The organism is Peristeroidobacter agariperforans (assembly GCF_004138335.1).
GTDB lineage: Bacteria > Pseudomonadota > Gammaproteobacteria > Steroidobacterales > Steroidobacteraceae > Steroidobacter > Steroidobacter agariperforans.
In genome coordinates, this window is the sequence record NZ_RYFW01000001.1 from 2,289,290 (window position 1) to 2,315,207 (window position 25,918).

Below are 25,918 nucleotides of genomic sequence, written 5' to 3' on the forward strand. Positions count from 1 at the left end.
GATGAACAAGGGACTGCCGATCGGACTTGCCATTGCGCTTGCAGTGGCAGCCATGACGGCGCACTCGGCGGACGGCGCCAGCCGTCGCTATCAGGCGCCGCGGCTCGCGGACGGCACGCCGGATCTGCAAGGTGTCTGGACCAATCAAACGGCGACACCGATGGAGCGTGCGGTGGAGCTTGGGACACGCCGTGCATTTACCGATGCAGAGGCGGCGGCAATCAGCAAAGCAGCGATCGCGGCGGTCGAGGCCGACGCCCAGCCAAGCGATCCTGACAAGAAGATCGAAGCGGCTGCGTCGCTGCCGCCGGTTGGCAATTACAACTTGTTCTGGACCGATCGCGGCATGAGCGTGGCGCAGATCGACGGAGAGTATCGAACCTCGATGATCATCGAGCCGCTCAACGGCCGTGTGCCGCCGCTCACCGAAGCTGCGCAGCAGCGGATGACCGCGACGAAGATCGGCCGTTCCAATGACGGGCCGGAGGGGCGGGCGCTCGGTGAGCGATGTTTGCTGTCGTTCGGTTACGCATCGGGACCGCCGATGCTGCCGGTCATGTACAACAGCTACTACCAGATCGTGCAGTCGCCGGGCTACGTGATGATCCTGGTCGAGATGGTTCACGACGCGCGTATCATCCGCATCGATGACAAGCACGTGCCGAGCTCGGTGCGGAAGTGGATGGGCGATTCGGTGGGGCGCTGGGAAGGCGACACGCTCGTGGTCGAGACGCGCAACTTTCGCCAGGAGCAGAGCTTCCGAGGCTCATCGGAGCAGGCGGTGATAACGGAAAGATTTACGCGAGTGGCGGACGACAAGATCGTGTATCGCTTCACGATCGACGATCCGGCGACCTTCACCGAGCGCATCACCGGTGAGCTGCCGTTCGCCCCGGCGAACGGCAACATCTACGAGTATGCTTGCCACGAGGGCAACTACGCGTTGCCGGGAATCTTGTCCGGGGCGCGCGAAGAAGAGAAGGCTGCGGCGGCGAAGTAATGCATCAACTCCATCGAGTGTGGCGATCCCTGTTACTGGCGGTGTGCGCACTGCTGCTTGCCTCAGCGGCATTCGCGAGCGACGTTGTCACTCGCGAGTTCAAATCGAACGCCCTCGGCCGGGAGTGGAAGTACGAGGTTTACTTGCCGTCGGGATACGAGACCTCGCGGCTGCGCTATCCCGTGCTGTATCTCCTGCACGGCAACGGTGGCTCCGGTCACGACTGGGTCGATAAGGGCAAGGTTCAGGCCGTTGCCGATGGCTTGATCGCAAGCGGCGACATGCCGCCGGCGGTAATCGTAATGCCCGATGCCGGCGTGACGTGGTTCGTCGATCGCAAGGAGAAGATGGAAACTGCGGTGATTCGCGATCTGTTTCCCGAGGTGGAAAAGAATCTGCGGGTGTTGCGATCGAGACAGGGCCGGCTGATCGGCGGCCTGTCGATGGGCGGCTACGGGTCGCTGCGTTTCGTCCTGAAACACCCAGAGATGTTCGCGGCCGCCGCGCTGTTGTCGCCGGCGGTTTACGATCCACAGCCGCCGCCGAAGTCGAGCGCACGGCGGGTAGGGGTCTTCGGAGAGCCCGCGTTCGATGAGCAGGTGTGGAAGAGCTTGAACTATCCGTCGCTGTGGCAGAGCTACCTGGCGAAGAAGATCCCGGTGCCGATGTACATCAACTCCGGCGACGACGATGAGTTCATGATTGAAGCAGACGCCACGAAGTTGTATTCGCTGCTCAGAGCGAATCAGCAACCGGCGGAATTGCGTATCGTCGACGGCGCGCACAACTGGGGAGTGTGGGGCAGCACGCTCGGCGACGCGATGAAGTACGTGTTTCGTTACTCGGCGAAGCCGGCGTCGGCGGAATAGACGTTGATCTCACTCGGGTATGTGCATCAGCAGAGAGCCGGCGAAGAGCAACCACCCCAAATACTTCAGTCCCATGGCAAACGCCCGATACTCGTGCTCGTTATTCCGCTTGTCGTGGTGATCAAGGACCACTGACATCATGTTCAAGCACGCACATATCAGCGCAGCGAACATTACCAGCGCAGCGCTATCGTGCAGATGTACGCCCGGCCCTTTTTTGGCTGGAAGATATAAATCGTTTATGTATACGCCGTAGGCGCCATAGGCCAGAAGGCCGAACGACGCCAGGATATTGATTGCTCTCGTGATCAAGGGAACGGAGTTTGGCTTGTGCGCCAGCGCCGATGTGGGATCCGTGCTCGGCGGTGTGACCGAATCTGGCGTCGTTGCGATTGCTTGCTCCGGGCCAGGCTGTGATGACCGCGACTTCGAGCGCGCAGCGATCTCTCCCAGGAGCCTCTCGTGGTTGAGGGGATACTTGTTCCGATTTATCAATGAGAGTGCTTCATTGAGCTGCGGAAGACTGTAGCCGCTGTAGTCGATGTTACCGTCCTTCTTCATCTCTTCAGCCTAACAAACAGCTTGAGCTGCGGGCAAAGGTGCCTCGCTTTCGTAAGCGTCGGGCGCGCAGCGCGAGCTCGCAGGAGCCTTCGAAGGCACCAACCAACTGCGGCCAACGCAAGCGCCGGCATCCAAACCCAAATCAACTCGGACTCCAATACTTGCAGGCCACGCGCTGACATGAAGCGACGCAGGCTGACCGGTGACGCTTCGATGGGGCGGAAATCGAAGAAGATGCGTTCGGTGCTGAACGGCCACAGGAAGGCGACCCCGTGGCCGCCATTGGTGAAGGCGTCGAGTACGCCATGAGACACCATGGCTATTGCCAGAAAGCAGAACACAGCGAGCGGCGCCGCCTTGAGCGCTCTGGAGAGCGGCACGGTTATCGAGGCCAGAAGCAAGGCGACCGCGATGGAGTGCGAAAACCCGCGGTGCCCGAAAGGTGAGGCGTAAGGAATGCCCAGGCGGAACGTGACGCCGTCTAAGTCAGGAAACATCGAGAAAGCGATACCGAGGATGAGCAACGGCACCGAGATGACTCCGCGCCCCACGGCGGCGGCCACAGCGAGCGGCACAACGGGATGAGTGATTAGGGATGCCATAGCGACTCTGACGAGGTAACGCTATTGCTCACGCGCCCGGTCCTCCCGCGTCCGGTCCGGCAAGTTTGTTAGAGTCCTTCGCCCAAGACAAGAAAATTTCCATTTCGTCAGGCGACGCAAAAGCGGCTTTGGGGACTATCACCGCGTGGGCTGCATCCAAGAAGAGGTAGATCGCCGCGGCATCTTCGAGTGCCTCGACAAAGCGACGCCACTCGTAACGGGTGTATACCCCCGATGCTGTGATCTCAATGCCACCAGGGCCAGCGGACACCGATTGATACACGCGGGGCCAGCTATCGTCTGCGAATACGGAATTAAATTGGAGGCGTTGCCGATACACCAACGAGGTGACTAGCGCTACCACGGCCAGGCCCCATGGAATGACGAGTGAGTTCAACTCGGACGCAAATCGAGGCGCCTCTTGGTATATGCCGACGAGAGCTGCCGTTCCGAATGCAATGGCAGCCCATGCGAGAATATTCAGCGACATGAGGAGCGCTCTTGCACCGCGGCTTACCGCCAAGCGTTGGCACGAAACCTTGGAGAATGCGTGGAGCTGTTCCTTGGAAAGTGAGTAGTTCAATTTCATCTCGTTGCCATCGCGGGTCTAGGAAGCAAAGCCGGCGTCTATCGCGAACCGCTTCGTCGAGTACTTTCTCGGAGAAGATTTCATAGCGCCCACCTTGAAACGGCGCACTCGAAAGCAATGACCGATATACCTCTTCAGGACTTCGCCGCACCGCCGATCACGCTTCCGTGCAAGATTGAGTGCTTGCTCAAGCTTTCGTTCGTAGCGCGCCGTCTTGCGCTGGATTGCCGGAAAGTCGGGGTCAATTCTTGCCACAATCCGGCTCATTATGCATCCTTCGCATCGCCCGGCTCGTAGAACGGCGGCCCATAGATCTTGGGATCGATCCGATAGGGCCCGTCAGAAATTCAGGCCGCAACTGCGGGTAGTCACGCCAAAGACGTTCCTGAATATCGAGCTGTACCGTTGCCATGATCTCGGCGACGACTCGCTGATAACTCTCAAAGCTTTTGGTCGAATCGTGATCTCGAATGAAGCCGACGCTCTGGTTTAGCTTCGCTTGGATTTGCAACAGCAGAACGTTGAGTTGCTCGGCGTCCTCTGGGCTCATTCGACTTTCCTTACTCATAACCACTATATATTGACGGGCCGAGTGATGTTGTCCAACCCGCCGGCGTGGGGCTTGGCTGTATAGAGAGGAGAACCAGATGAAATGGGGCTTCATTTATACCCTGGATGATCCCAGCGATGCTCAGCGCATCGACAGGATCGGAACGCTCGTGTGTGTCGGCGTGCCGGCCATCGATGATGCAGCCGGTGTGGCTAAGCAATTGGTCGCGGAAGGGGTGGAACTCATCGAACTCTGTGGTGGGTTCGGCGGTGCGGGTCTTGCGTCGGTTGCGTCTGCAGTAGCGGGGCGCGTCCCAGTCGGCGCGGTGTTCTATGGCGTGGATGCCAGCGCTGGTTTGCAGCGCCTTTTTGGAGTGCAAACGTGAACGTGCCCGACACGCCGACTAGGGCGGGCACACTCCAGCTGGAGCGACGATGCCGATGGCGTTCCAGAGCAGGAAGGTCAATTTGGTTACGCCTTGCGGGCTCGGGCTGACAAACAAATACGCGCAGCCGACGATCCCGGAGGCCCGTCAGGGAGTCCAAGTAGCATTGTTTTGTGGGGCATGCGGACTATGGGTTGGCATCAGGAATGAGAACGCCCGGGTCAGGCGCCTGTGCTGGCTGGCCGCAAGGCAGCGGAATGCTAGAGGGCGCTCTCGAGTGCCACTGATGCACTTCGCAGAGCTTGCCGCGGTATTCGCGGTCCGTCGTGGAAATGACTGAGTCGACGGTGAAGTCAAAGGACACGATTCGCTTTCGGTTGGTGGCTATGCGATCGGTGCGGACAGCGGCAGTGACTTTTGCTTGAACGATGATTGACGGCTCAATCCTCGACTCCGAAAGCCGTTGCTGAAGCCACGTTTGGAGCTCACCTGCGATATGAAGGTTGATGAGGCCGTTCACGCTGTGGCTTGCTGAGCCGGACAAGGCATCGATGCTCAGAGTGCCGTCCGGAAGGTCGGCGAGAATTTCAAGATCTTCTGCCATTCGCCATCCGACGAGCATTCGGCAGAGAGTATTTGCGAAGTCTTGAATAGCCTTTCGACCCACGTTCTTGTGCTCTCCTAACGCTGAGCTTTCCGGTACCAGTCGTTGGACGCGCGCACGAACAGAAGCGCACAACTAGAACATCTGCGAGTGCATAGAGCTCTGCTACTGCGAAGCCTTTGACATAGCTGCACACTGGCTATAGTCGCCACCCAGCACGACGCTGTCGGAGCCGTTGATGCGGCCGGGGCTGAGCCTCAACATGCAAACAACGAGAGAACCGTCGCGCCAGTAGTACTTGGCGCCGGGAAATTGTCCGTCTTGGTGCGCTTGAAATGCGATGAAGGTTGGTTCGAGTTTGAACTTGACAGGTTTGCGGCTCGTTGCGCCAAACCTGCCATCGGCGGATGCTTGCTCGACCGTGTTCAACCAACCAGCTTTCGGCTCCCTGGGGAGCTCTCGAAGCAGTTCCAGCTTCATAGCTGCCCCATCGATAGTGCCCGTATAAACCTCGAGAAAAGCGGGTTCAGGCAGGGGTGTCGAGGCGCATCCATAAAGAGCGCAGAGTGCTGCCGCTAGACTCGCCGTTCTTGTTCTCATGGACGTCCACTATCCCTAGGCCCGCGCCAGCGCGCTCTGATACCTCGCATACACGAAGTAAACGACGATCCCGATGGCGTTCCAGATCACGAACGTCAATTTGGTCACTCCGGGCAGGCTCACGAACAAATACGCACAGCCGACAATCGCGGCCCAGGCAACGACGGTCGCCGCCGGCGTGCGAAACGGTCGGGGCGCGTTCGGTGCTTTGTTTCTCAGCACGAGCAAGCACACGGCCACTGCGATGAAGGCCACCAGCGTGCCCGCATTGGCGACTTCGGCGATTCGCTGCAGGGGCAGGAAGCCGGCGATAATTGCGACGATCACGCCCGTGACCATCGTCATCAGCGCCGGTGTGCCCGACTTCTCATTGACGACGCTCAGGCGCTGAGGCAGCAGCCCATCGCGGGCCATTACGAAGAAGATGCGCGACTGGCCGTACATGAACGCCATGATCACCGTGGGTAATGCGACGATCGCTGCGAGGCCGATGAATTTGGCCGCGACGGGGTGATCCAGATTGCGTAACACCATTGCGAGCGGCTCGCCGCTGGCTGCCAGCGCTTCGGTGCGTGAGCCACCGATCGCGGCGGCGGCGACGACCATGTAGATGATCGTGCAGGCGACCATGGAGCCGATGATGCCGATCTTTAGATCGCGGCCCGGATCCTTTGCTTCTTCGGCCGCAGTCGACACCGCGTCGAAGCCATAGAACGCAAAGAAGATCACCGCCGCGGCGCCCATCATGCCGTACTTGGCGCCATCGATTTCCGTCGCGCCGAAGCCGTGCGGAGCGAACGGCTCGAAGTTGCCGGCATCGAACGCGGGGATCGCCAGCGCAACGAACGTCGCGAGCGCGACCAGCTTCACGAACACGAGAACCAGATTGACCGTCGCACTCTCACGCGAGCCGACCGCCAGCAGTCCGGCAACCGCCAGGGCGATCACGATCGCGGGCAAGTTGATCACGCCGCCCGCGGCGGGGCCGGCGAGCAAGGCGTCCGGAATGCCAATGCCCAATGCGTGGATGAAGCCGCCGGCGTAACCGGACCAGCCGACCGCGACGACACTGCACACCACCGTGTATTCGAGGATCAACGTCCAGCCCACGAACCACGCCGGCAACTCGCCGAGCGCCACATAGCTGTAGGTGTAGGCGCTGCCGGCCATGGGCATCATCGTCGACATCTCGGTGTACGCCAGCGCCGCGCAGGCGCAGACCAGGCCGGCGACGACGAACGAGACGATGACCGCAGGGCCAGCGAGCCCCGCCCCGACGCCGATCAGCGTATAGATGCCGGTGCCGACGATGCCGCCGATCCCTAAGCTCATCAAATGCAGCCAGCCGAGCGTGGGCCGCAGCGCGCTGTGCGTCTGCCGGGCGCTGACGGACTCGAGACTCTTGCGGCGGTTCCAGAAGGACATGGTGCTCCCCGTTGTTTCTGTCACGGCATTGTAATGGCACAGCCCACACGGCAGCACGCGGGCTGCTGCTATGATCCGGCCGCTATGGCTTCAGTACACAACCAGGACTATTCGGATCCGTTGATCGTGATGGCACTGCCGCTGGAAAGCCAGGGCGTGTTCGAGCGCGCCCGCATCCCGGTCTTGTATACCGGTATAGGCAAAGTCAACGCGACATATAGCCTGACGCGACGGCTGTCCGAATACGTGCGCGCCGGCGTGCCCATGCCGCAAGTGATCAACTTCGGCACGGTGGGCAGCCGCCGTCATCGCACCGGGACCATTCTGGAGTGTCACGCCTTTGTTCAGCGTGACATGGATGTGACCGGCCTCGGTGTGCCGCTCGGAGTCACGCCGTACGAAGATATTCCGCCCCGCCTGGAATTTCCGCGGCTGTTTCCTGAGCTGCCGGGCGGCGCGTGCGGCAGCGGCGACTCGTTCGTCATGAGCGAGATCGCGATGGAATGCGATGTCATGGACATGGAAGGCTACGCGCTCGCCAAGGTGTGCCTGCTCGAGCGCGTCGCATTCACTGCGGTGAAGTATGTGACCGACGGCGCCGATCACGCCTCGGGCCAGGATTGGAAAACCAATCTCAAGCTCGCGGCGGATCAGTTCCTGATGTTGTATCGACGTTTCTTCGGCGACTGATTCGGTCAGGGCGATGTTGTCGCTGGCGCCTGCTTCGCCTTCGGCTTGAACGCGAGCAGCACATTGCCGGGCATCTGCCCGAACAAGCCATAGCCCGAGCTCACGAACAGCATGCCGTTGGCCGCGACGATCGTCGCGTTGTCGATCGCGCCGCCGCTTGCAGTCACGCCGTTGAATGTATCGAAGCTGCGCGCGGTATCGAACTTGTAGAGCAACTCGCCGGTCTTCGCGTCGAACGCGTGCAGGAAACCATCGAGGCTGCCGCTGACGACTGCGCCATCGATCACAGTGGGCGCGCCGGAGAAACCAATGTTGGTCGCGCAGGCTTTCACCAACTCGGCGCGCTTGCCTGAGCAATCGGGCGTTGCTGTATAGGTCCACTCAACTGCACCGGTGTCCACGCGCACTGCGTTCAGACCCGGCTTCTGCGAGCCATCCGCTTTTGCGGCGGAGGCATACGGCCGATTGATCGGAGCAAACACGCGCGTGCCGTCATAGGCAATGCCCCAGTGGATGCCGCCGAGCGGCGAGCCTTCACCGAAATCCTGGCGCCACACCAGCTTGCCATCTCGATCCGGATCGAGTGCCCACACCGTGCCTGACTTCTGGCCCGCGAGAATCACGTCGGAGCCGTCGGCACGTTGCGCGACGATCACGGAAGCGCCGAAGTCCACGTCACGATGAACGGAGCTCTTCGGGCAATTCAATCCATTGCGATTGCGCGCGCAACCAGTGAGGAAGATGTCGTTCTCGGTGGCCTGGAAGGACCAGCGGATCCGGCCGTCTTTCAGATCGATCGCGAGGATCGCGTCCGTCGTCGGTGCCGCAGGCTCAGAAGTTGCTTCGCCCGTGCCGACGTAGAGAACACCGCGTTTGGCGTCGATCGCGGGCGAGGTCCAGATCGGCGCGCCCGACGGACCGTAGATCATCTTGCCGTCGCCGCGATCGCGCACGGGCTTCGCTTCTTCCATCGTGTGCGCGGTCCAGATTTGTTTGCCCGTCATCGCATCGAGTGCAGTCACCGCGCCGTGCGTGCGACAACATTCGTGATTGTCGTTGCCGCCGAGCGAGATCTCATATTGTGAAATCGGCACGTAGACGCGATCGCCGTGAATGGCCGGCGTGCCGGTGGTCAGCGATAACGGATACAAGCCGACTGCCTGCAGCCACAACAGTTGCCCGGTCGCGGCATCGAGCATGTGCACCTTCGACGCCAGGTCGCTGAACACGACGACTTTGCGGCCGTTCGGCAGCTGGCCGAAGGCGGCGCCGGTTCGCAGTGGTGTTTCGTGCGAGTAAACCCATTGCACGCAAGGCGGTCCCGAGATATCGATGGCGACCGCGCGCTGCGCGTCGGCGACGGGCAGGAACAAGGTCGTGCCGACGACGGCCGGTTGCGAGCGCATCTGCGTGGCCTTGGGGATGCCCATTGCCCAGGCCAGCTCGAGGTTGCGCATGTCGGTGGTGCGCAGCCCGGCCTGGGCGGCGGTCAGGCGCCGATGATTCCTGGGATCGAAGCCGAAGCCGGTCACCGTCGCCGGCGCATCGAGATTGACCTTGCGGCGCGCGGGCGAACACATCGCTGTGGTGAGCCATTCATCCGAGGTGGCTTCGCGGCCGACCAGATAATCGATCACCGCGGCCTTCTGCGTCCCGCTCAGCGCCGACGCCTGGACCTTCATCTTGCCTTCATTCAAGGCATACAGAATGGTCTGGTAGCGCATCGCCTTGAGCGCATCCAGCGCCGGGGCGCGCGTGGCTTCCGGATGATTGTGGCAGGCGGCGCAGCTTTGCTCGTAGACAGCCTTGCCAGGATGCGGCGTTTCCATGGCCGCCTGCGCGCGGGCGAGGGCGGCGGAATCGGCAGCAACCGGCGGCTTCGTGCCTTCCTGCGCCTGGGTTGGGCCGCACGACAGGGTCAGTGCCCCTATCACTACAGTCCATGCTGAATGTGCGACGGTCCGAATCGCGGCTTTGGCAAGCATCTTATTGATCCCCCCTTGCGGCCACTATTAGAGTCACGCCCCGGCGTGGCCGCCACATAAGAATTGTGTGGAGCCGCGATGGGCATACCTCCTGCATCAGGGACGGCGGACGAACGAGTCGCCGGTCGCTTCGAGCCGTTGGCGAGGGAGGAGAATAATGATGATCCGTCTGGTCGCTGCCGTTTCGCTGCTCCTTTGCCTGGCTGCTGGCGCGCTGGGGGCGGAGCGCTCTGCCGATATATCGCTAATCCCCTGGCCGGCCAGCGTTGAGCCTCGGGGCGGCTCGCTGACGATCGATGCACAGACCCAGATCGTCTACAGCGATGCCCGGGCGCGCGACGTTGCGCACTACTTTGGTGAGCTGATCGAGCGCACGCGCGGTTTGCGCCCCGCGATCGTTCAGGGTTCGGCCGGGGAGGGGGCGAAGCGAGCCGTTGTCTTCACATTAGGCGGTGGTCCGCCCGGCGCGGGGCCGGAGGCCTACCAGCTCGACGTTTCGTCCAAGGCTGCCCTGATCTCGGCGGCGGATCCCCGTGGCTTGTTCAACGGTGCGATGACGCTGTGGCAGCTGGCCACCCAGCAGTCCACCATCGTGCAGGAGATTCGTATTCCCGGCATCCGCGTCGACGACCAGCCTCGCATGCGGTGGCGCGGCCTGCTGCTGGATTCCGCGAGCCAGTACCAGTCGGTGGCGTTCATCAAGCGCTACATCGATTTCATGGCGCTCCACAAGCTCAATGTCCTGCATTGGCATCTGGTCGGCGATCAGGCGTGGCGCCTGCAGATTCCGAAATATCCCAAGCTGACTGGCGGCCTGAGCTCGTATACGGCCGAGAATGTGCGCGAGGTAGTGGAGTACGCTGCGGCTCGCAATGTGACGGTCGTGCCCGGCCTCGAAATGCCCGGACATGCGACCGCCGCTGTCACGGCGTATCCGATGCTGCGTGCGGCGGACTCGCCGGGCGCCAGCATGAATCTCTACAACGTCGAAGAGGAAACATTTGCGTTCTTCGACGCCGTGTTCGCGCACCTCGCCGCGCTGTTTCCGGCTGAATACATCCACATCGGCGCCGGCGACGTGCCCAAGGATCAATGGAAACAATCGACCAGCGTGCAGGCGCGCATGCGCGAGCTGGGCATCGTCAACGAAGTCCGGCTGCAACGATACTTCTTCGAGCGCATCAGCGAGCTGACGCAGAAACAAAAGCGTCGCATCGTCGGCTGGGATGCCATCTTCGGCGGCGGCGTGCCGGCGGACTCGATAATCATGACGGCGCGCGGCCTGGACGGTGCGTTGGGCGCGGTCGCTTCCGGCTACGAAGTGATTGTCTCGTCCGCGACGCTGCTAAGCTTCGATCGTCCGCAGAGCACGGCGCCCAACGATCGCGGCAAGTCCGGCGAGATTCTCAGCCTGGGCGACGTCTACCGTTTCGATCCCGCGCCGTCGGCATTGTCGGCGCAGGATCGCAGCCGCCTGATCGGCGTGCAGGCCAATGTATGGACCAGCACCGATGGCAATGAAGAAGTCATCGAGCAGATGACCTTTCCTCGCGCGGCGGCGTTGGCGGAAATCGGCTGGACGCCGTCAGCGGAGTTGCGCTGGCCCGATTTTCAACCGCGCATGGTGGCGATGCTCGGGCGCTATTCGCGTCTCGGCGTCCGCTACAGCGATGCGGCGTTTCGCGTGATGGCGTTCAAGCGCGGCGAGTCGGGCGGGCGCATCTCGGTCGAGCTCGCCAAGCAGGTGCCGCTCGGCGAGATTCGTTACACCATCAATGGTACGGAGCCGACTGCCAAGTCGCCGGCCTACACAGATGTGTTCCAGGTGCCGCGCGCGACCGTGATCAAGGCGGCGGTGTTCTACAACGGTGAGCCGCTGTCCCGGACCACCTCGATCGACGTCAATACCGACATCGCGGGTGGTCCGATGTAGTCATTCATCAGGCGCCGGTCAGCCGGTGCCCTCCTGCTCCGCCGCCTGCGCGACAGACACGGCCGTAGACGTCGCAACGTCGGTGTTGTACATCACACGATAGAGCTTCCAGCCCTGGCCGCGATTGCGCCACACGTGCATGTATTTGCCTTCCTCGACATCCGAGCCACGCCGCACATCGCGCACGCGATAATGACCTTGCTCGATCGCGATGTCGTTGCGGATCAGGCTCATGTCGGCTTCGGTGTTGAACGACACCACCGGCGTCATCTGATCTTTCAGGAACGCCGAGATGCCTTCGCGGCCGGAGATCATCGGGCCGTGCTCCGGCAGGATCTGAGCATCGTCATCGAACAACGCCACGGTGGCGTCGAGATCGTCCGCGTTGAACGCCTGCTCGAACGACTGGACGACGGATTTTGGTAACGATTCGCTGCGCGTGCTGCAGCCCCCCAGCGTGACGCTGATTGCGACAGCTCCGAGCGTCAGCATCGTCCCTGAGAAATTAGCTACTCTGTTCATGGTCATCTTTCCCCCACTTCCTTCTGTCACCATGACGCGATCTCTCGCATCCGCGAGTGCATCAATGTCACCCGCGAACAAAAGAATATTCCCGCGTGAGGCAAGCGTCACCACCGGATATCCGATAGCGGCCCGATCACGCGGCTGCAAGATCCGTCTGCCGATCACTGCGCGTCGAAGTGTTTCGGGTTATTCTCAATACGGGATTGCTGCGAACATCGTGGCATGGATGGCTCGAACGATGATGGCGGGCAGGAGAAGCGATTATGTCCTTGTACGGTCTGTTGGTTTTTTCCGCGATCTATATGCTGGCAGTGGCCACGCCGGGGCCAGGTGTCGCAGCGGTCATCGCGCGCTCGCTGGCGAAGGGTACTCGCGGCGCGCCCGCGTTCATCGCCGGCTTTCTGGTCGGCGATCTCATTTGGTTTGCATTTGCGGCAACGGGTCTTGCGGCCCTCGCTCAGAGCGCGCATGCGGTGTTCGTCGTGGTGAAGTACGCGGGCGCAGCATACTTGTTGTATCTCGCGTACAAACTGTGGACCGCGCCCGCGGCGCCGGTCTCGGATCAAGGGCCCGACATCGAGGCGGGCCAGAAACCGTTGCAGCTGTTCCTGGGTAGTCTGGCGCTGACACTCGCCAATCCCAAGACCATGATCTTCTTCGTGGCGCTGCTGCCGACAGTCGTGCAGCTCGAAAAGCTGACGCTGCTCGGCTTTGCTGAGATGGTCGTGGCGATTTCCATTCTGCTGCCGCTGACGCTGGGCGCCTACGTATTGCTCGCGGCTCGTGCTCGCCAGGTATTCAAGAGCGCGACGGCGGTACGCAGAATCAATCGTGGCACCGGGGCCGCGATGGCTTGCGCCGCCGTCGCAGTGGCTACTCGCTAGAACGAGTAGTTGACTCTCCCGTAGACGAAGCGGCCGGAGCGGCCGAACGGCGAGTAGTTCGAGAACGACTGCGTGCCGGTGAGATTGTTCTGCGGCGGCAGGGGATCGGGATACTCGTCGGTGATGTTGTCCGCGCCGAGCGCCAGCTTGAGGTGCTCGGTGATTGCGAGCCGTGCTTCCAGGTCCACCAGTGTGGTCGCCGACAAAGTGAAGTCCAGTGTCGGATTCGGGTCAGGCGACAACACTTCGCCGTACCGGGTCGCGCGCAGCGTGGCTCCCCAGCCGCCGAGCGTCCAGTTGATGGCTGCGGCGAACTTGTTCTCGGGCGTGCCTTCCTCATAGCTCAACACGTTGAACCGATTGAACAGGATGGGCGGCGTGGGCAGCGCCGACAGCTGCGGCGTCGTCGGGACTTTGGTGACATCGGTGGAATTGAAGTTCGCCGTGACCGTGAAGTCGAAGCGTCCGGCAGCGTCCGTCGACCAAGGATAGCTCATCACGATGTCCACGCCTTCGGTGGTCGTATCGACGCCGTTGATGAAGAAGCGGCCGCCGCCGATGCCGATGAAGCCGAGGTTGGTGAGATAGTTCACGACATCGGTGGACGTGAGGTTCTCCGACAGCACGATGCGATCTTCGATATCAATGCGATAGGCGTCGACCGTGATCGTAAGGTCGCCGAGGCGCGCGACGGCGCCCAGTGAGTAGTTCAACGACTCCTCCGCATCCAGCGGTTGCGCACCCAGTGCGATCGCCGCCGGGTTGTTCACTGGGAAGGTCGCGATGTCGAACGGCAAGCCGCCAATGAAGTTGGTGGAGGTGGTCGAGAAGTACTGCTGCTGCAGTGACGGCGCCTTGAAACCATTCTGCACCGAGGCGCGCATGGCGAACTGCGGGATGAAGTCATAGCGCAACGACAGCTTGCCGGCGAGATTCTCACCGAAGTCCGAATAGCTCTCGCCGCGCAGCGCCACCGATGTCAGGAGTTTCTCCGTAATGTTTGCTTCCAGATCGATGTAAGCGCCGACAGCAGTGCGGTCTTCGTCGACTTCGTTCTCGGGCCGGAAGCCAGGAAACACTTGCGCGCCCGACTGCGTCGGATTGCCATTGGCCAGGCGGACGCCGCCGTTGAGATACGAGGCGGGCTCGCCGGCGTGGATGCTGAAAGTCTCGCGCCGTGCTTCAACGCCAATGGCGATGTTGAGCGGCGAGGCGAGGCCAACCTCGACCGTGCGCACGCCGGAAACGTTCATGGTCAATTGATCGTAGTCGAAGCCGCCGGAATCGAATGTGGTCTGGCTGGCGGTGCCGAACGAACGGTTCAACGAATTCCTCACCTCATAGTCCATTTCGTTGCGACCGTAGGTCAGCGACGAGTCCATGTCCCATTCGCCGAGGCGCCAGCTCGTCCCGATGGCCGCCGAAATGTCGACGACGTCCGGTGCGATCAGCGGCAGGAACCCGTCGGGATAGATCTGGATGGTGTTGCGATCGTCGCTGGCGATTCGATAGAAGCCTGCCGACACCGCGTCACGATCCTGCCAGCTCGCCCAGCCGTAGATGCTCGCGCCGCTTGCGACCTCATACTCGGCGTTGACGAACACCGTCTTCTGATCGAGCTCCGGCTCGCCATACCACGAGTTGTAGCGATCGAAAGTCACTTCACGTGGATCGTAGGCGCCGTTCACCAGCGGATATTGTCGACGCATGTCGTAACCGCCGCGCTCGGTGTGTTCCTGATCTTTGTATTCGGCGGCAATGACCACCGAGCCGGTCGTGCCGATCGGCAAACCTTTCCAGGCCGACACCGTCAAGGTCTCGCCGTCGGACATGTCGCGACTGCGCCTCGGCGGTGATGAGAAATTTGCGCCGGGAGGATTCGTGGGCGGACTGCCAACGAGGACGTCATAACTGGTCTCGCGCCATCCATAAGTCACACCGGCATCGCCACCGTCGTTGTCGGTGCGCAGTCGCAGATTGATCACGCCGGCGATCGCGTCCGAGCCGTATTGCGCCGATGCGCCATCTCGCAACACTTCGACGGACTGGATGATCGCGTTCGGAATGGTGTTCAGATCGACCGCCGTCGAACCGCGACCGATGCTGTTGTTGATGTTGATCAACGCGGATTGATGCCGGCGCTTGCCATTCACCAGCACCAATGTTTGATCTGGCGCGAGCCCGCGCAAGGTCGCCGGGCGCACCGTATCGGTGCCATCGTTCAGACCGGGGCGGGGAAAGTTGAACGAAGGAACGGTGACCGAAAGCGCCTGACTCACTTCGGAGACACCTAAATTCTGCAATTGTTCGCCGCTGACGACGTCGACCGGGACCGCGGTGTCCAAGGCCGAACGGTTCGCGACGCGCGTGCCAGTGACGATGACCTGTTCGATCTCTTTGGCGCCTTCGCCAGCGGACTGCGCCAGCGCCGGCGCAGTCATCAGTAACAGGGGCAGGCCAGCGGCCAAACGCAAGGAGCCGGGAGCATTGTTGTTCATGAGTCACTCCGGAACGACTTAGGCCAAGGGAGCATGTAATACGGTTGTGATGAAATGGCAACGGGTGTGGTGCTTTGCGCGCTCGGCGCCACTGCGGCGTCGTTCAGAAAAACTTGGCCGACGCTGGAACGAATCTATGTGCTCACGCATTTGCATGCGTTGCGTATAACTTTTGCAAATGCATTTGTAACAATATCGGCGGATGTATGCGGATTTTCGTGACTGGCGCCACGGGTTTCATTGGGGCGCATTTCGTCGAGCGAGCGACGGCGGACGGCCATGAAGTCATCGGTCTGTATCGCAGCGACGGAGCCAAGCACCGAGCGGTGATAGAACGGTTACGCGCACACGGCGCATCGCTTCGGCGAGGGGACGTCCTGAAGCCGGAGTCCTTTGCCGACATGGTGAAAGGCGCGGACAGCATTTGCCACTTTGCCGCCGCGTTCCGCGAGTCCGGCGCCGACGAAAGTTATTTCCGGCGAATGAATGTCGAGGGCACGTCGAATGTGGCGCGCGCCGCGGCAGAGGCTGGAGTCAAACGTTTCGTCCAGTGCGGGACTGCCGGCATCTATGGCCAGCGCGTCGCCGGCACCATCGACGAGAGCACGCCGATCCGGCCCTGGAACAGTTACGAGCGCAGTAAACTTGCGGCCGACGAACAGGTGCGAGAGATCGCGACCTCGGCTGGCATGGAGTACGTCATTCTCCGCCCAACCGCCGTCTACGGACCGCGCGATGAGCGATTGTTGAAACTGTTCCGCTCGGTGCAGAAGGGGCGTTTCCCGCTGTTCGGTCCGGGCGATGGACGTCGGCACATGATCTATGTGACCGATCTGGCCGATGCGTTCCTGCGGGCGTGCACGGCGCCGACGGCTGCGAATCAGGAATTGATCGTCGCGGGACCGAAAGCCGTGCCGCTGCGCGAAATGTTAGAAACGATTGCGCGGGCCGCGAACCGCCCGGTGTTCGGCCCTCGCTTGCCGCTGAAGCCGATGCTGGCGTTGGCGGCCCTGGTCGAAGACACCTGCAAGGTGCTCAATATCAATCCGCCGATCTATCGCCGCCGCATGGATTTCTATCTGAACGATGCAGCGTTCGATTCGCGGCAAGCTCAAGCAGTTCTGGGCTGGCAGCCCAAGGTGGATCTTGCTGAGGGTTTTGCCGCAACGCTAAGCGCGTTGCGGCAAGAACGAGCCAGCGCCACCGTCAGCGCGGTGGCGCAAGCTTTTGCACTCTTCACATTGATCACGATGTTCGCGACCGACGCGTAATCGCTACTACTGAGGCAGTAGCGACTGATACACCATGCTCGCGAACTTCTCACGGAAGTCGGTGCCGTTCGGCATGAGCTGAATCATCAGCACGACGACCAGGCCCGAGGTGGGATCGACGCGATAGTTGGTGCCGTAAGCACCGCCCCACCCGAACGCGCCCGGCGCTTCCATGCCGTTGGCGCCGAAGCGTTCGACCGTCTCGAAGCCAAAACCGAATCCCATGTCGGGCTTGTTGTAGATGTCGCCGATTTGATTGGTGGTCATCAGCGCGACGCTGCGGGGTGAAAGAATCCGCGCGTTGCCGAGTGTGCCGCCATTGCGGAGTGCCTCGAGGAAGCGCGCATAGTCTGCGGCGGTCGAGAGCAGCCCGGCGCCGCCCGCGAAACTACGGCGAGGCCCGTCGACATAGTGGCCTTGCCCCTTAGCGTCGTTTGCGGAGCGCGCGATCTTGCCATTCGTGCCCGTGCCGTACACGGCGGCCAGCCGGCTGCGCTGATCCTTCGGCAGGAAGAAGTTCGTGTCCTTCATGCCCAGCGGCTGGGTGATGTTCTTGCGCAGATACTCATCCAGCGCCATGCCCGAGGCGCGCTCGACGACGCAGCCGAGAATGTCGGTGTTGTAGCCGTACACCCAGGCTTCGCCCGGCTGCGCGACGAACGGCAGCGAGCCGAGCCGCTCCATGGTCGTGCAGATCGGCTCATTCTTATCGGCCGTGTACCAGCCTATGCCCGCTGCGGGTCCGAGCCCCTTTTCCTTGTAGAGCTTGGCGATTTCCGGGTTGGTGCCGTAAGAGATGCCGGCCGTGTGAGTCAACAGGTCGCGCAATGTGATGGGCCGCTTCGCGGGCACGGCGCTGCCGTTCACCATTACCGTGGTCTTGGCGAATTCCGGAATGAACTTGCTGACGGGATCGGAGACCACGAGCTTGCCCTGTTCCTGCAATTGCAGGACGGCGGCGCTGGTGAGCGCTTTGGTCTGGGAGGCGATCCGGAAGATGGTGTCGGTGCTCATGCGCGTGCCGGCTTCCTTGTCGGCCCAGCCGGCGGCGTGCTGGTACACGGGCTGGCCGTTCTGCAGGATCAAGGCGACCGCGCCGGCGATCAGGTTCTCGTCCACATACTGTTGCATCAACGTATCGATGCGAGCCAGGCGCTCTTTGGAGATGCTGGTGGCGGCGCTGACCTGCGAGCGGGCGCCGTTGAGTGCGTTCCAGCTCTCTGTTTGCGGTGTTCCGGCGAAGGTGGCGCTGCTGAGCAGGGCTGCCAGCAATGTTGTCGTTATCAGTCGTGTGCGCATCGAAGGTCCTTGTGCTGCCCGAAAATGAACGGACCGCAATGATCCTACTAGTCGCATCTATAAAAAAAGGGCCATCCCTAAAAAAAGAGCCACCGCCGCGAGCCCCGCGACGATGGCTTCCGGGAAAACGAAGATTGTCAGTGGCCCAAATTCGTGTTGGCGTCCGGGCCTGGATTCACCAGAGGTTGGCAGTCGGCACAGTTACCGGCGCGGCACGACCGCGATGTCGAACACGCCGCCGGTGATAGGCGCGGTCGAGCCCGGCAGCGCCGCCGGCTGGCCGCGCCTGACGACCACCTTCTGCGTTCTGCCCAGGGGCAGGTTTGGATCGATCTGCGTCAGATCGATGGAGAACAGCAGGCGCGTGGTCTGGCCAACCAGGAAGTTGTTGCCGTAGGCGTCGGTGTAGATGTCGAAATCCGTGGTCGGCGACATGTTCAGGGCATTGCCGTACTCATCGACGAACGAGCCGATGGTCTGCAACAGGCCGGCGCCGGTGTTGGAGCTGCCGGTGGCGTTCTTACCGGAAATGGTGACGAGCGTGTCCAGGTCGTGATCGACCAGGTAGAACAACGTCGCGGTCGCGCCGTTGAAATTGTTGTTGTACGCGCCGCCGACGATCTCCGGATCCTTGCCGAAGTTCACGTCGCCCTGCGCATAAGTGAATCTGGTCTGGACCGCGGTCGTGTTCAAGTTGCCGCCGTTGGCGTCGTTCACGACTGCGATGTTCTGATCGTTGCTGCCAGTGATGCGCAATGCATTCAGCACCGGATTGAAATCGACCAACGCGCCGAAGCCGCCGCTGAAGCGCGGATTGACCTGGCTGACTTTGGTGCTCGCGCCGAAGTACCGCGACGCCAGGTTGATGGTGTACAAGCCGCCGCGATCGGTCAGGCCATACAGCTGACCGTCGGCCGGGCGGAAGTCGATGCCGATCAGATTGCCGCCGTCGGACACGTCGACGCGGCCGCCGCGCACATACGAAGTGGCGCCGGGCTTGAGGATGTACAGCGAGTTGTCGCTGGTCAGCGCATACAGGCTCGAGTTGGGCAGCGTAACGCCTTTCGCGACGCCGCTCGTCGGCACGACGCTGGTTTGCGTTTGCGCGTTGACCATCGTCACGCCGAGCAGCGTGGTGGCGACCGCCACTGCGGCCCATGCCGCTGAAGTTCTCGTCGATCTCATGACTTTCGACCTCTGGTGAATAAGGAGGGAGCGTGCGGTGCTCTCGATGCCAATATTCGGTAACGCAATAGAGGTCGGATGCAGTGTTACGTCGATGTTATTGACAACGTTTGTGCGTCGAAGTCATAAACGCGCTCCTCCTCCAGCGTTCAGATTGCGAGTCCGACGTCAGCCTGTTGTCAGCTTCGAGTCATCGTGGGGTCAGTCGAAGTTCGTCAGTGTGGCTGCCTGGGGAAGAATCATTTTTCGGAGGCCGTTGTGAGTTCAGTGTTCACGCGTCGGGAAGTTCTTCACGGCGGCATCGCCGCGGGCGTCGGAATTGCATTGAGCGGCGCGATCGCCGAGGCGGCGGACAGCTTGCCTGCGATCACCAAACCCATTCCTTCGACCGGCGAGAAGCTGCCGGTGGTTGGCCTTGGCACCAATCAATACAGCGTCACGGCGCCCGAAGAGCTCGCCGCGCGGCGCGAAGTGCTCGAGAACTTCCCCAAGCTCGGCGCGAAAGTGATCGACACCGCGCGCGGCTATGGCGAATCCGAAGTCGTCATCGGCAAGCTGCTCAAGGAGCTGGGCAATCGCGATCAGATCTTCCTCGCGACCAAGACGCTGATTCGCGGCGAGCCGACCGCGGGCGATGGCGAACTGGAGCTGGCCTTTCAGCGCTTGCAGACCGATCGCATCGACCTGCTGCAGATTCATAACTTCAACGCCATCGACGTGCTGTTTCCGAAGCTGCAGGAATGGAAACAAGCCAAGAAGGTTCGTTACATCGGCATCACGACGTCCACCGACGATCAGTATCCGAAGGTGCTCGAGGCGCTCAACGAGCTGAAGCTCGACTTCTTGCAGGTCGACTATTCGATCGACAATCGCGGTTCGGAGGAAAAGATTCTGCCGCTCGCGAAGGAGAAGGGCGTGGCGGTGCTGACCAACGTGCCGCTAGGCGGCCGTCGCGGCAGCGTGCTGACGAAAGTTGCGGGCAAGCCGTTGCCGGCATGGGCGGCCGATTACGATGTGACCAGCTGGGCGCAGTTGTTCTTGAAGTACAACATCTCGCACCCGGCCGTGACCGCGGTGATCCCGGGGACGACCAAGATCACGCACCTGAAGGATAATCAGCTCGCCGGTCGCGGCCGCCTGCCGGATGCCGCCGGTCGCAAGAAGATCGAAGAGTTGTGGGCCAGCGTGTCGGGCTGACCTACTGCACGTGGGGTTGCAGCCAGCGTAGCAATCCCCCGAGATCCATCGCGCCGGACTGACGCGCGATCTCCCGGCCCTGCTTGAACACGATCAGGGTCGGGATACCTCGGATCCCAAAGCGCGCCGACAGTGACGGCTCGTCGTCGGAGTTGACCTTCGCGAAACGCGCCTTGGTCTGCAGGCGACGGGTCGCTTCTTCGAAATGCGGAGCCATCATCTTGCAGGGGCCGCACCAGGGCGCCCAAAAGTCCACGATCAGTGGCAGGTCGCTGCGGCTCAAGTGACGCTCGAACGCCGCGGCGGTCAGCGCCAGGGGATGGCCCTCGAACAGCCCGTGATGACATTTCGGACACTTCGGCCCCTGCTCGAGGCGGTCAGCCGGAATTCGCACAACGGAATCGCAATGGCCGCACACCAGATGGATGCTGGAGGCGGAGGCAGCGGTCGAGTCGCTCATGAGGTCTGATACCGGATCAGTCGGGTCACCCGGTTATGGGGACGACAAAAATCGCATACAAGCCCGCAACCGGGCCCGACTTCAAGCACAATACGCGCCTCCCCAGTTCTGAAGCATCCGTGGCCGGCCCGAATGGGCGGCGCATGACCGACAGCGCATGAAAGATCTCACACAAGGCTCCATCGCCGGGCACCTGGTCTCGCTTGCGGTGCCGACGGCGGCGGGCATGCTGTTCCAGACCCTGTATTACTTCGTCGATCTGTACTTCGTGGCCGCGTTGGGTGACGCGGCCGTCGCGGGCGTGAGCGCCGCCGGCAACGTCATGTTCATCGTGCTGGCTCTGACTCAAGTGCTCGGCGTCGGTACGGTGGCGCTGATCTCGCACGCGGTGGGGCGCAAGGATCAGCAGGATGCCAACCTGGTGTTCAACCAGTCGCTGGTCATCGCGGCCCTGTGCGGCTTGTTCGTCCTGGTCGTCGGCTACCTCATGGCCGAGCCTTACCTGCGCGCGGTCGCGGCGGACGAGGCGACGATCGAGGCCGGCAAAGCCTACTTGTATTGGTTCTTCCCGGGCCTGGCTCTGCAGTTCGCATTAGTTGCCATGTCCTCGGCATTGCGTGGCACGGGCATCGTCAAGCCAACCATGGTCGTGCAGGTGTTGACGGTGCTGCTCAACACCGCGCTCGCTCCGGTGCTCATCGCCGGCTGGGGCACGGGTTACGCCATGGGCGTCGCCGGTGCGGGCCTGGCGAGCACGATTTCGATTGCTGCCGGCGTGGTGCTGCTGTCTGTTTATTTCGGGCGGCTGGAGAAGTACGTTTCTTTTCATCCCGAGGAATGGCAGCCGCGCATCGCGGTATGGCGGCGCATGCTCAGCGTCGGCCTGCCGGCAGGCGGCGAGTTTGCGTTAATGTTTCTTTACACCGCGATCACTTACTGGGCGATTCGTGACTTCGGCGCGGCGGCTCAGGCCGGCTTCGGCATCGGCTCGCGCATCATGCAAGGCATCTTCATGCCGGCGATGGCGATTGCGTTCGTGGTCGCGCCGATCGCGGGCCAGAATTACGGGGCCAAGCGCATGGAGCGCGTGCGCGAGACCTTTCGTGTTGCCTCCGTGCAATGCGTGAGCATCATGCTGGCGATCATGGTGCTGTGCCAGTGGCGGCCGGAGGCGCTGGTGGCGTTCTTCTCCAAGGACCCCGAAGTGATCCGAGTCGGCGCGTTGTTCCTGCACCTGATCTCCTGGAACTTCGTGATGAGCGGGCTGATCTTCACCTGCTCGGGCTTGTTCCAGGCGCTGGGCAACACAGTGCCCGCGCTGCTCAGCTCGGCCTCGCGACTGCTGGTGTATGCCGCGCCGCTGATGTGGCTCACGTCGCAGCCGGGCTACCAGATCGAGCACGTCTGGTATCTGTCCATCGCAGCGAGTGCCTTGCAGGCGGTGATCAGCGTGACTTTGCTTCGGAAGCAGATGCGTCTGCAGCTTGGCTTACCTGCGACGCAGCCGGCGTAACACGCCAGATGCAATTGCCGACGTCGTCGGCAACCAGCAACGCACCCTCGCGGCTGACCGCCACTCCAACCGGTCGGCCGCGTGCTTCGCCCTTGGAGCCGATGAATCCGCCCAGGACCTCTTCGGGCATGCCGATCGGGCGGCCGTTCGCGAAAGAAACGAATATCACTTTGTAGCCGCTGCGCGGCTCGCGATTCCATGAGCCGTGCTGACCGATGAATGCGCCGTTGCGATACTTGTCCGGCAGCAGGTCGCCGTTGTAGAAGACCAGTCCCAGCGCAGCCGTGTGCGAGCCGAGCGCATAGTCCGGCACGATCGCTTTCTCGACCAGGTCCGGACGCTGCTCCTTGACGCGCTCATCGACGTTCTTGCCATAGTAGCTGTACGGCCAGCCGTAGAAGCCGCCGTCCTGAACTGACGTCAAATAATCGGGCACGAGGTTGTGCCCGATCTCATCGCGTTCGTTCACGACGGTCCATAGCAGGCCACTCTGCGGCTGCCAGTCCATGCCGTTCGGATTGCGCAGCCCCGACGCGAACACGCGTGTTTCGGCGGTGGCTCGATCGATCTCCCAAATCGCTGCGCGCTTCTCCTCGGCTTGAATGCCGTTCTCCGCGACGTTGCTGTTCGAGCCAACCGTGGCATACAACTTGTCGCCCTTCGGACTCGCGATCAGATTCTTGGTCCAGTGATGGTTCAACTCGCCGCCGGGCAGATCGACGAACTTCATGCCCCGCTGTTTGATCTCCTGGACACCCATCTCATACTTGAAGCGCAGCACCGCGTCGGTGTTCGCGACATAGAAATCGTTCCCCACCAGCGCCATGCCGAACGGAGAATTCAAGCCTTCGATGAATTTTGTGCGCAGCTCCGGCTTGCCATCGCTGTTGGCGTCGCGAAGTAACGTAAGGCGATTGGCACTCGGCACTTTCGCGCCCGCCTTCTTCATGGCCTTGTCTTGAAAATAGGCTTTGATGCCTTTGCTATCTTCCGGCCGCTCCGGCGCATTGGTCTCCGCAACGAGCACATCGCCATTCGGCAGCACATACAACCACCTCGGATGATCGAGCCCACACGCGAACCGAGAAACGGCGAGACCTTTCGCTGGTGTCGGCGCCTGGTCGGCGGCCCACGGCTTTGCTTCAGCAACGTTTACAGTGGGAATGAGAGATTTCTCTGGCGCGGGCAGCTCGGGGTTCGCGCCGTAGCCTTGGTCCTGCGTCATCTGGGTTGTGACTTCGGCAGCGTCCGTTGCAAAGGCCGTGGCGACGAGGGAAGCGGTGAATGATGCGGTCGCGGATGTTGTAGGAGTGCGCATGACAAGGGTCCCAGAGGAAGGGAGTTGTATGGGGAAGGGATGGGGTGGGGGAGGAGTTCCTAAGGCAACAGATCCATCCTCTCCGGACACCCATCATCCTTCCGTACCTAATTTGGACACCCCATCATCTTTTCGGACACCGGACACCGCACACCGATCGATTCCAAAGCTCCGGACTTTCTTAAGCTCCCAATTTTGGACACCCACCGACGTAAAGCGCCGATGCTGGCAGCCCATCGCTCCACGTCGATGAGCTGAGGGATAGTCATTGGTGCGGAGTTCGCGATTGAACTGAAGCGCGGGCGTGGCCGGAACTACGCTTGCTGTAGCCTCCGCGCCGCGTGGATCCCGCGTATCCAGGACTGGCCCAACTTTCTGGCGTGAGATTGCATGCGCTCGATGCGACCGATGGCGCGTCCGAAGAGATTGCCGCCCGAGCGCATCGTTCGCAGCCACGCCTCAGGCTCGATCTGCAATCGAGCGAGAACATGGGGCACATCCTGCCCTGTGGCGCCCCTCCTGCCAGCAGGACGCGTTCGGGCGCTCCAGTCCAGCAGTTGCAAGTAATCCTGGAACCTCATCGGAATGCTTGCAGCATTCGAATTGCCCGCCCCGCCAAAGGCAAGCAATGGCGGCTGCGCTGGTACCCGTGGCGGTTGTCTCTTCCGCGCCCGCGCCGCCTGTTCATGCCGAAGCTGTTGCAAACGTGCATAGATCGAAGTGAACTCGGACTCCTCAGGCGTCGTCGCGATGCCGGCACGTACTGGATTAAGATCGACATACGTTATGGCCGTCAACAAGCCGGTCTCATCGAGCAGCGCCTGCGATTTGAATCGGCCTTCCCAAAACCGACCAGTGCATTCATCCTCGGCATTGGCTCGCCGCGCCAGATATTCGTTCAAGCAACGCATGTACCAGCTGATATCGATCAGTCGCAGCCGCCAGCGCTCGATCAACTCTTCGGCGATCATTCGTTCCGCAGTGCTCGCGCGGCCATCGCGCCAACGCTGGATCAACGGTGGCATGCAGAAGAGCTGAGTCCACCTCGTCACGATCTCGTCATGGCTGAGGCGCGACATCCGCGTGCTATCCACTCGCAGCACGAGATGATAGTGATTGCTCATAATGGCGTACGCGCACAGGTCGATCGAGAACACGTCGGCGAGATAGCGCAGACGCTGCAAGACCCAAGCTTTGCGATGCGAGTAGTCCTTGCTTGCATAGGTGTCGTACCCCCAAAGCCAAGCGCGACGCACACATCGCGCGACGACGTGGTAGTACGGCGTATCCTCAAGGCAGATGAGCGATTTACGCGGATAGCCCATGACCCGCATCATCGAATGCGGGGTCATGTCGTAGATGCTGAATAACTGGGCATTTCGGCAAGTATTTAGAGAATAGGACCAGAATCGTACCTGGGGATCTGGACTGAGGCGGGCGTGGATGTCCAGGAAAAAAGCCAGCCGGGAAGAAATGTCAGGGCGGTCGGTTGGAAGCAGCCAATGGAAATAGATGGGTGTCCAAGTTCGGCCGTTCAAGTTCGGTCGGCTATCGCCCGAGTCATTCGCTAGTCGTCCGCGACGCCTCCGCGGAAAACGGCGGCCGGCAACTCCCTGTATCATGGTCGGTATGCCAGACCCCATCCAATTGATCGGTGAGCTGTTGAATAAAGTGTCCGCACAGGCGGATGTCCAAGAGAGCCCGGAGTGGTACCTGCGAAGCTACCTGGTCGACTACAAGCGCACGCTGCTGCGAAGGTGGTCGAGCCAGGAGATCGAGTTCGCGACGGAGGCGTTGATGCGCTTCTGCGCGCAAGCCCTGGACACCCACGGCGCGTTGTATCGAGAGTGCGCGGAGATTGCAGAGGAGGGAGCGAAGGTGGGTGTCCAACTGAAGGCAGGGGAGGGAGCGAAGGTGGGTGTCCAACTCAAGGCGGAAGGCCGCTGACGCCTGACATCCCCACCGCGCCGGCGGC

The 25,918-nt window shown here is 61.6% G+C and carries 25 protein-coding genes; 10 read left to right on the forward strand and 15 right to left on the reverse strand.

From position 1 onward, the window contains the following. Position 1: 1 nt before the first annotated feature. Both EK373_RS10005 and EK373_RS10010 read left to right on the forward strand, forming a co-directional pair. Positions 2-1,000: a hypothetical protein gene (locus tag EK373_RS10005; protein WP_129642522.1), complete on the forward strand. Its 999-nt coding sequence runs from the start codon at positions 2-4 to the stop codon at positions 998-1,000. Next, a complete protein-coding gene (locus EK373_RS10010; RefSeq protein ID WP_129642523.1) occupies positions 1,000-1,869 on the forward strand; it encodes an alpha/beta hydrolase in 870 nt (289 codons plus the stop codon). The genes EK373_RS10005 and EK373_RS10010 overlap by 1 nt, the downstream gene beginning before the upstream one ends. A gap of 9 nt (positions 1,870-1,878) precedes the next feature. Here the strand turns inward: EK373_RS10010 and EK373_RS33325 are convergent, their stop codons facing one another. The 4 genes from EK373_RS33325 to EK373_RS10030 all read right to left on the reverse strand — a co-directional run bounded on the left by EK373_RS33325 (position 1,879) and on the right by EK373_RS10030 (position 4,171). Next, a complete protein-coding gene (locus EK373_RS33325; protein WP_198683194.1) occupies positions 1,879-2,430 on the reverse strand; it encodes a hypothetical protein in 552 nt (183 codons plus the stop codon). Continuing rightward, positions 2,427-3,032, reverse strand: coding sequence for a metal-dependent hydrolase (locus EK373_RS10020; protein ID WP_129642524.1), 606 nt, complete (start codon positions 3,030-3,032; stop codon positions 2,427-2,429). The genes EK373_RS33325 and EK373_RS10020 overlap by 4 nt, the downstream gene beginning before the upstream one ends. Before the next feature lie 28 nt (positions 3,033-3,060). Further along, complete coding sequence (locus tag EK373_RS10025; protein WP_157994301.1) at positions 3,061-3,522, reverse strand: YcxB family protein; 462 nt, start codon at positions 3,520-3,522, stop codon at positions 3,061-3,063. 340 nt (positions 3,523-3,862) lie between these two features. Beyond that, positions 3,863-4,171, reverse strand: a complete 309-nt coding sequence (locus EK373_RS10030; RefSeq protein WP_129642526.1) for a hypothetical protein — start codon at positions 4,169-4,171, stop codon at positions 3,863-3,865. A gap of 97 nt (positions 4,172-4,268) precedes the next feature. Here EK373_RS10030 and EK373_RS10035 point away from each other — a divergent pair, with 97 nt between their 5' ends. Next, on the forward strand, positions 4,269-4,556 hold the full coding sequence (locus EK373_RS10035; RefSeq protein WP_129642527.1) for a DUF6506 family protein: 288 nt from the start codon (positions 4,269-4,271) through the stop codon (positions 4,554-4,556). Between the two features lie 187 nt (positions 4,557-4,743). Here EK373_RS10035 and EK373_RS10040 read toward each other — a convergent pair whose 3' ends face one another. The 3 genes from EK373_RS10040 to EK373_RS10050 all read right to left on the reverse strand — a co-directional run bounded on the left by EK373_RS10040 (position 4,744) and on the right by EK373_RS10050 (position 7,185). After that, a complete protein-coding gene (locus EK373_RS10040; RefSeq protein ID WP_129642528.1) occupies positions 4,744-5,160 on the reverse strand; it encodes a hypothetical protein in 417 nt (138 codons plus the stop codon). Between the two features lie 165 nt (positions 5,161-5,325). Next, positions 5,326-5,640: a hypothetical protein gene (locus EK373_RS10045; protein WP_129642529.1), complete on the reverse strand. Its 315-nt coding sequence runs from the start codon at positions 5,638-5,640 to the stop codon at positions 5,326-5,328. A 135-nt stretch (positions 5,641-5,775) separates the two neighbouring features. Next, entirely contained in the window at positions 5,776-7,185 is a 1,410-nt protein-coding gene (locus EK373_RS10050; RefSeq protein ID WP_129642530.1) for an amino acid permease, read from the reverse strand. Between the two features lie 84 nt (positions 7,186-7,269). Between EK373_RS10050 and EK373_RS10055 the strand changes: the two genes are divergently transcribed. Beyond that, on the forward strand, positions 7,270-7,875 hold the full coding sequence (locus tag EK373_RS10055) for a phosphorylase family protein (protein WP_198683196.1): 606 nt from the start codon (positions 7,270-7,272) through the stop codon (positions 7,873-7,875). A gap of 5 nt (positions 7,876-7,880) precedes the next feature. On the opposite strand, the gene EK373_RS10060 is transcribed toward EK373_RS10055, so the two are convergent. Next, entirely contained in the window at positions 7,881-9,860 is a 1,980-nt protein-coding gene (locus EK373_RS10060) for an outer membrane protein assembly factor BamB family protein (RefSeq protein WP_129642531.1), read from the reverse strand. Between the two features lie 160 nt (positions 9,861-10,020). Between EK373_RS10060 and EK373_RS10065 the strand changes: the two genes are divergently transcribed. Next, entirely contained in the window at positions 10,021-11,793 is a 1,773-nt protein-coding gene (locus tag EK373_RS10065; protein WP_232831060.1) for a beta-N-acetylhexosaminidase, read from the forward strand. Positions 11,794-11,811: 18 nt separating this feature from the next. Here the strand turns inward: EK373_RS10065 and EK373_RS10070 are convergent, their stop codons facing one another. Beyond that, positions 11,812-12,315 (reverse strand): YybH family protein, encoded by a 504-nt coding sequence (locus tag EK373_RS10070; protein WP_157994302.1) that lies wholly within the window; start codon positions 12,313-12,315, stop codon positions 11,812-11,814. Between the two features lie 266 nt (positions 12,316-12,581). Between EK373_RS10070 and EK373_RS10075 the strand changes: the two genes are divergently transcribed. Further along, complete coding sequence (locus tag EK373_RS10075; protein ID WP_129642534.1) at positions 12,582-13,202, forward strand: LysE family translocator; 621 nt, start codon at positions 12,582-12,584, stop codon at positions 13,200-13,202. Here EK373_RS10075 and EK373_RS10080 read toward each other — a convergent pair. Further along, positions 13,199-15,700, reverse strand: a complete 2,502-nt coding sequence (locus tag EK373_RS10080; RefSeq protein WP_129642535.1) for a TonB-dependent receptor plug domain-containing protein — start codon at positions 15,698-15,700, stop codon at positions 13,199-13,201. The two genes, EK373_RS10075 and EK373_RS10080, sit on opposite strands and share 4 nt — an antisense overlap. A 206-nt stretch (positions 15,701-15,906) precedes the next feature. On the opposite strand from EK373_RS10080, the gene EK373_RS10085 reads away from it, so the two are divergent. Beyond that, complete coding sequence (locus EK373_RS10085; RefSeq protein ID WP_129642536.1) at positions 15,907-16,971, forward strand: NAD-dependent epimerase/dehydratase family protein; 1,065 nt, start codon at positions 15,907-15,909, stop codon at positions 16,969-16,971. A gap of 6 nt (positions 16,972-16,977) precedes the next feature. Here EK373_RS10085 and EK373_RS10090 read toward each other — a convergent pair whose 3' ends face one another. Together EK373_RS10090 and EK373_RS10095 are read right to left on the reverse strand one after the other, a co-directional pair. Beyond that, entirely contained in the window at positions 16,978-18,270 is a 1,293-nt protein-coding gene (locus EK373_RS10090; protein ID WP_157994303.1) for a serine hydrolase domain-containing protein, read from the reverse strand. 201 nt (positions 18,271-18,471) lie between these two features. Further along, positions 18,472-19,455 carry a DUF4394 domain-containing protein gene (locus EK373_RS10095; protein WP_129642538.1) on the reverse strand — a complete coding sequence of 328 codons (984 nt, stop codon included), beginning with the start codon at positions 19,453-19,455 and terminating at the stop codon, positions 18,472-18,474. Positions 19,456-19,713: 258 nt separating this feature from the next. Here EK373_RS10095 and EK373_RS10100 point away from each other — a divergent pair, with 258 nt between their 5' ends. Next, positions 19,714-20,652, forward strand: a complete 939-nt coding sequence (locus EK373_RS10100) for an aldo/keto reductase (protein WP_157994304.1) — start codon at positions 19,714-19,716, stop codon at positions 20,650-20,652. Between the two features lies 1 nt (position 20,653). Here EK373_RS10100 and trxC read toward each other — a convergent pair whose 3' ends face one another. Further along, the gene (gene trxC, locus EK373_RS10105) at positions 20,654-21,112 is read right to left on the reverse strand and encodes a thioredoxin TrxC (protein WP_129642540.1); all 459 of its coding nucleotides are present in this window, start codon (positions 21,110-21,112) and stop codon (positions 20,654-20,656) included. A 157-nt stretch (positions 21,113-21,269) separates the two neighbouring features. Here trxC and EK373_RS10110 point away from each other — a divergent pair, with 157 nt between their 5' ends. Next, the gene (locus EK373_RS10110) at positions 21,270-22,625 is read left to right on the forward strand and encodes an MATE family efflux transporter (protein WP_129642541.1); all 1,356 of its coding nucleotides are present in this window, start codon (positions 21,270-21,272) and stop codon (positions 22,623-22,625) included. Here EK373_RS10110 and EK373_RS10115 read toward each other — a convergent pair. Together EK373_RS10115 and EK373_RS10120 are read right to left on the reverse strand one after the other, a co-directional pair. Next, positions 22,558-23,943, reverse strand: a complete 1,386-nt coding sequence (locus EK373_RS10115; RefSeq protein WP_198683197.1) for a PQQ-dependent sugar dehydrogenase — start codon at positions 23,941-23,943, stop codon at positions 22,558-22,560. The two genes, EK373_RS10110 and EK373_RS10115, sit on opposite strands and share 68 nt — an antisense overlap. 314 nt (positions 23,944-24,257) lie before the next feature. Then, on the reverse strand, positions 24,258-25,295 hold the full coding sequence (locus EK373_RS10120; RefSeq protein WP_198683198.1) for a transposase: 1,038 nt from the start codon (positions 25,293-25,295) through the stop codon (positions 24,258-24,260). 277 nt (positions 25,296-25,572) lie between these two features. Here EK373_RS10120 and EK373_RS10125 point away from each other — a divergent pair, with 277 nt between their 5' ends. Beyond that, complete coding sequence (locus EK373_RS10125; protein ID WP_129642542.1) at positions 25,573-25,890, forward strand: hypothetical protein; 318 nt, start codon at positions 25,573-25,575, stop codon at positions 25,888-25,890. Positions 25,891-25,918: the final 28 nt, after the last annotated feature.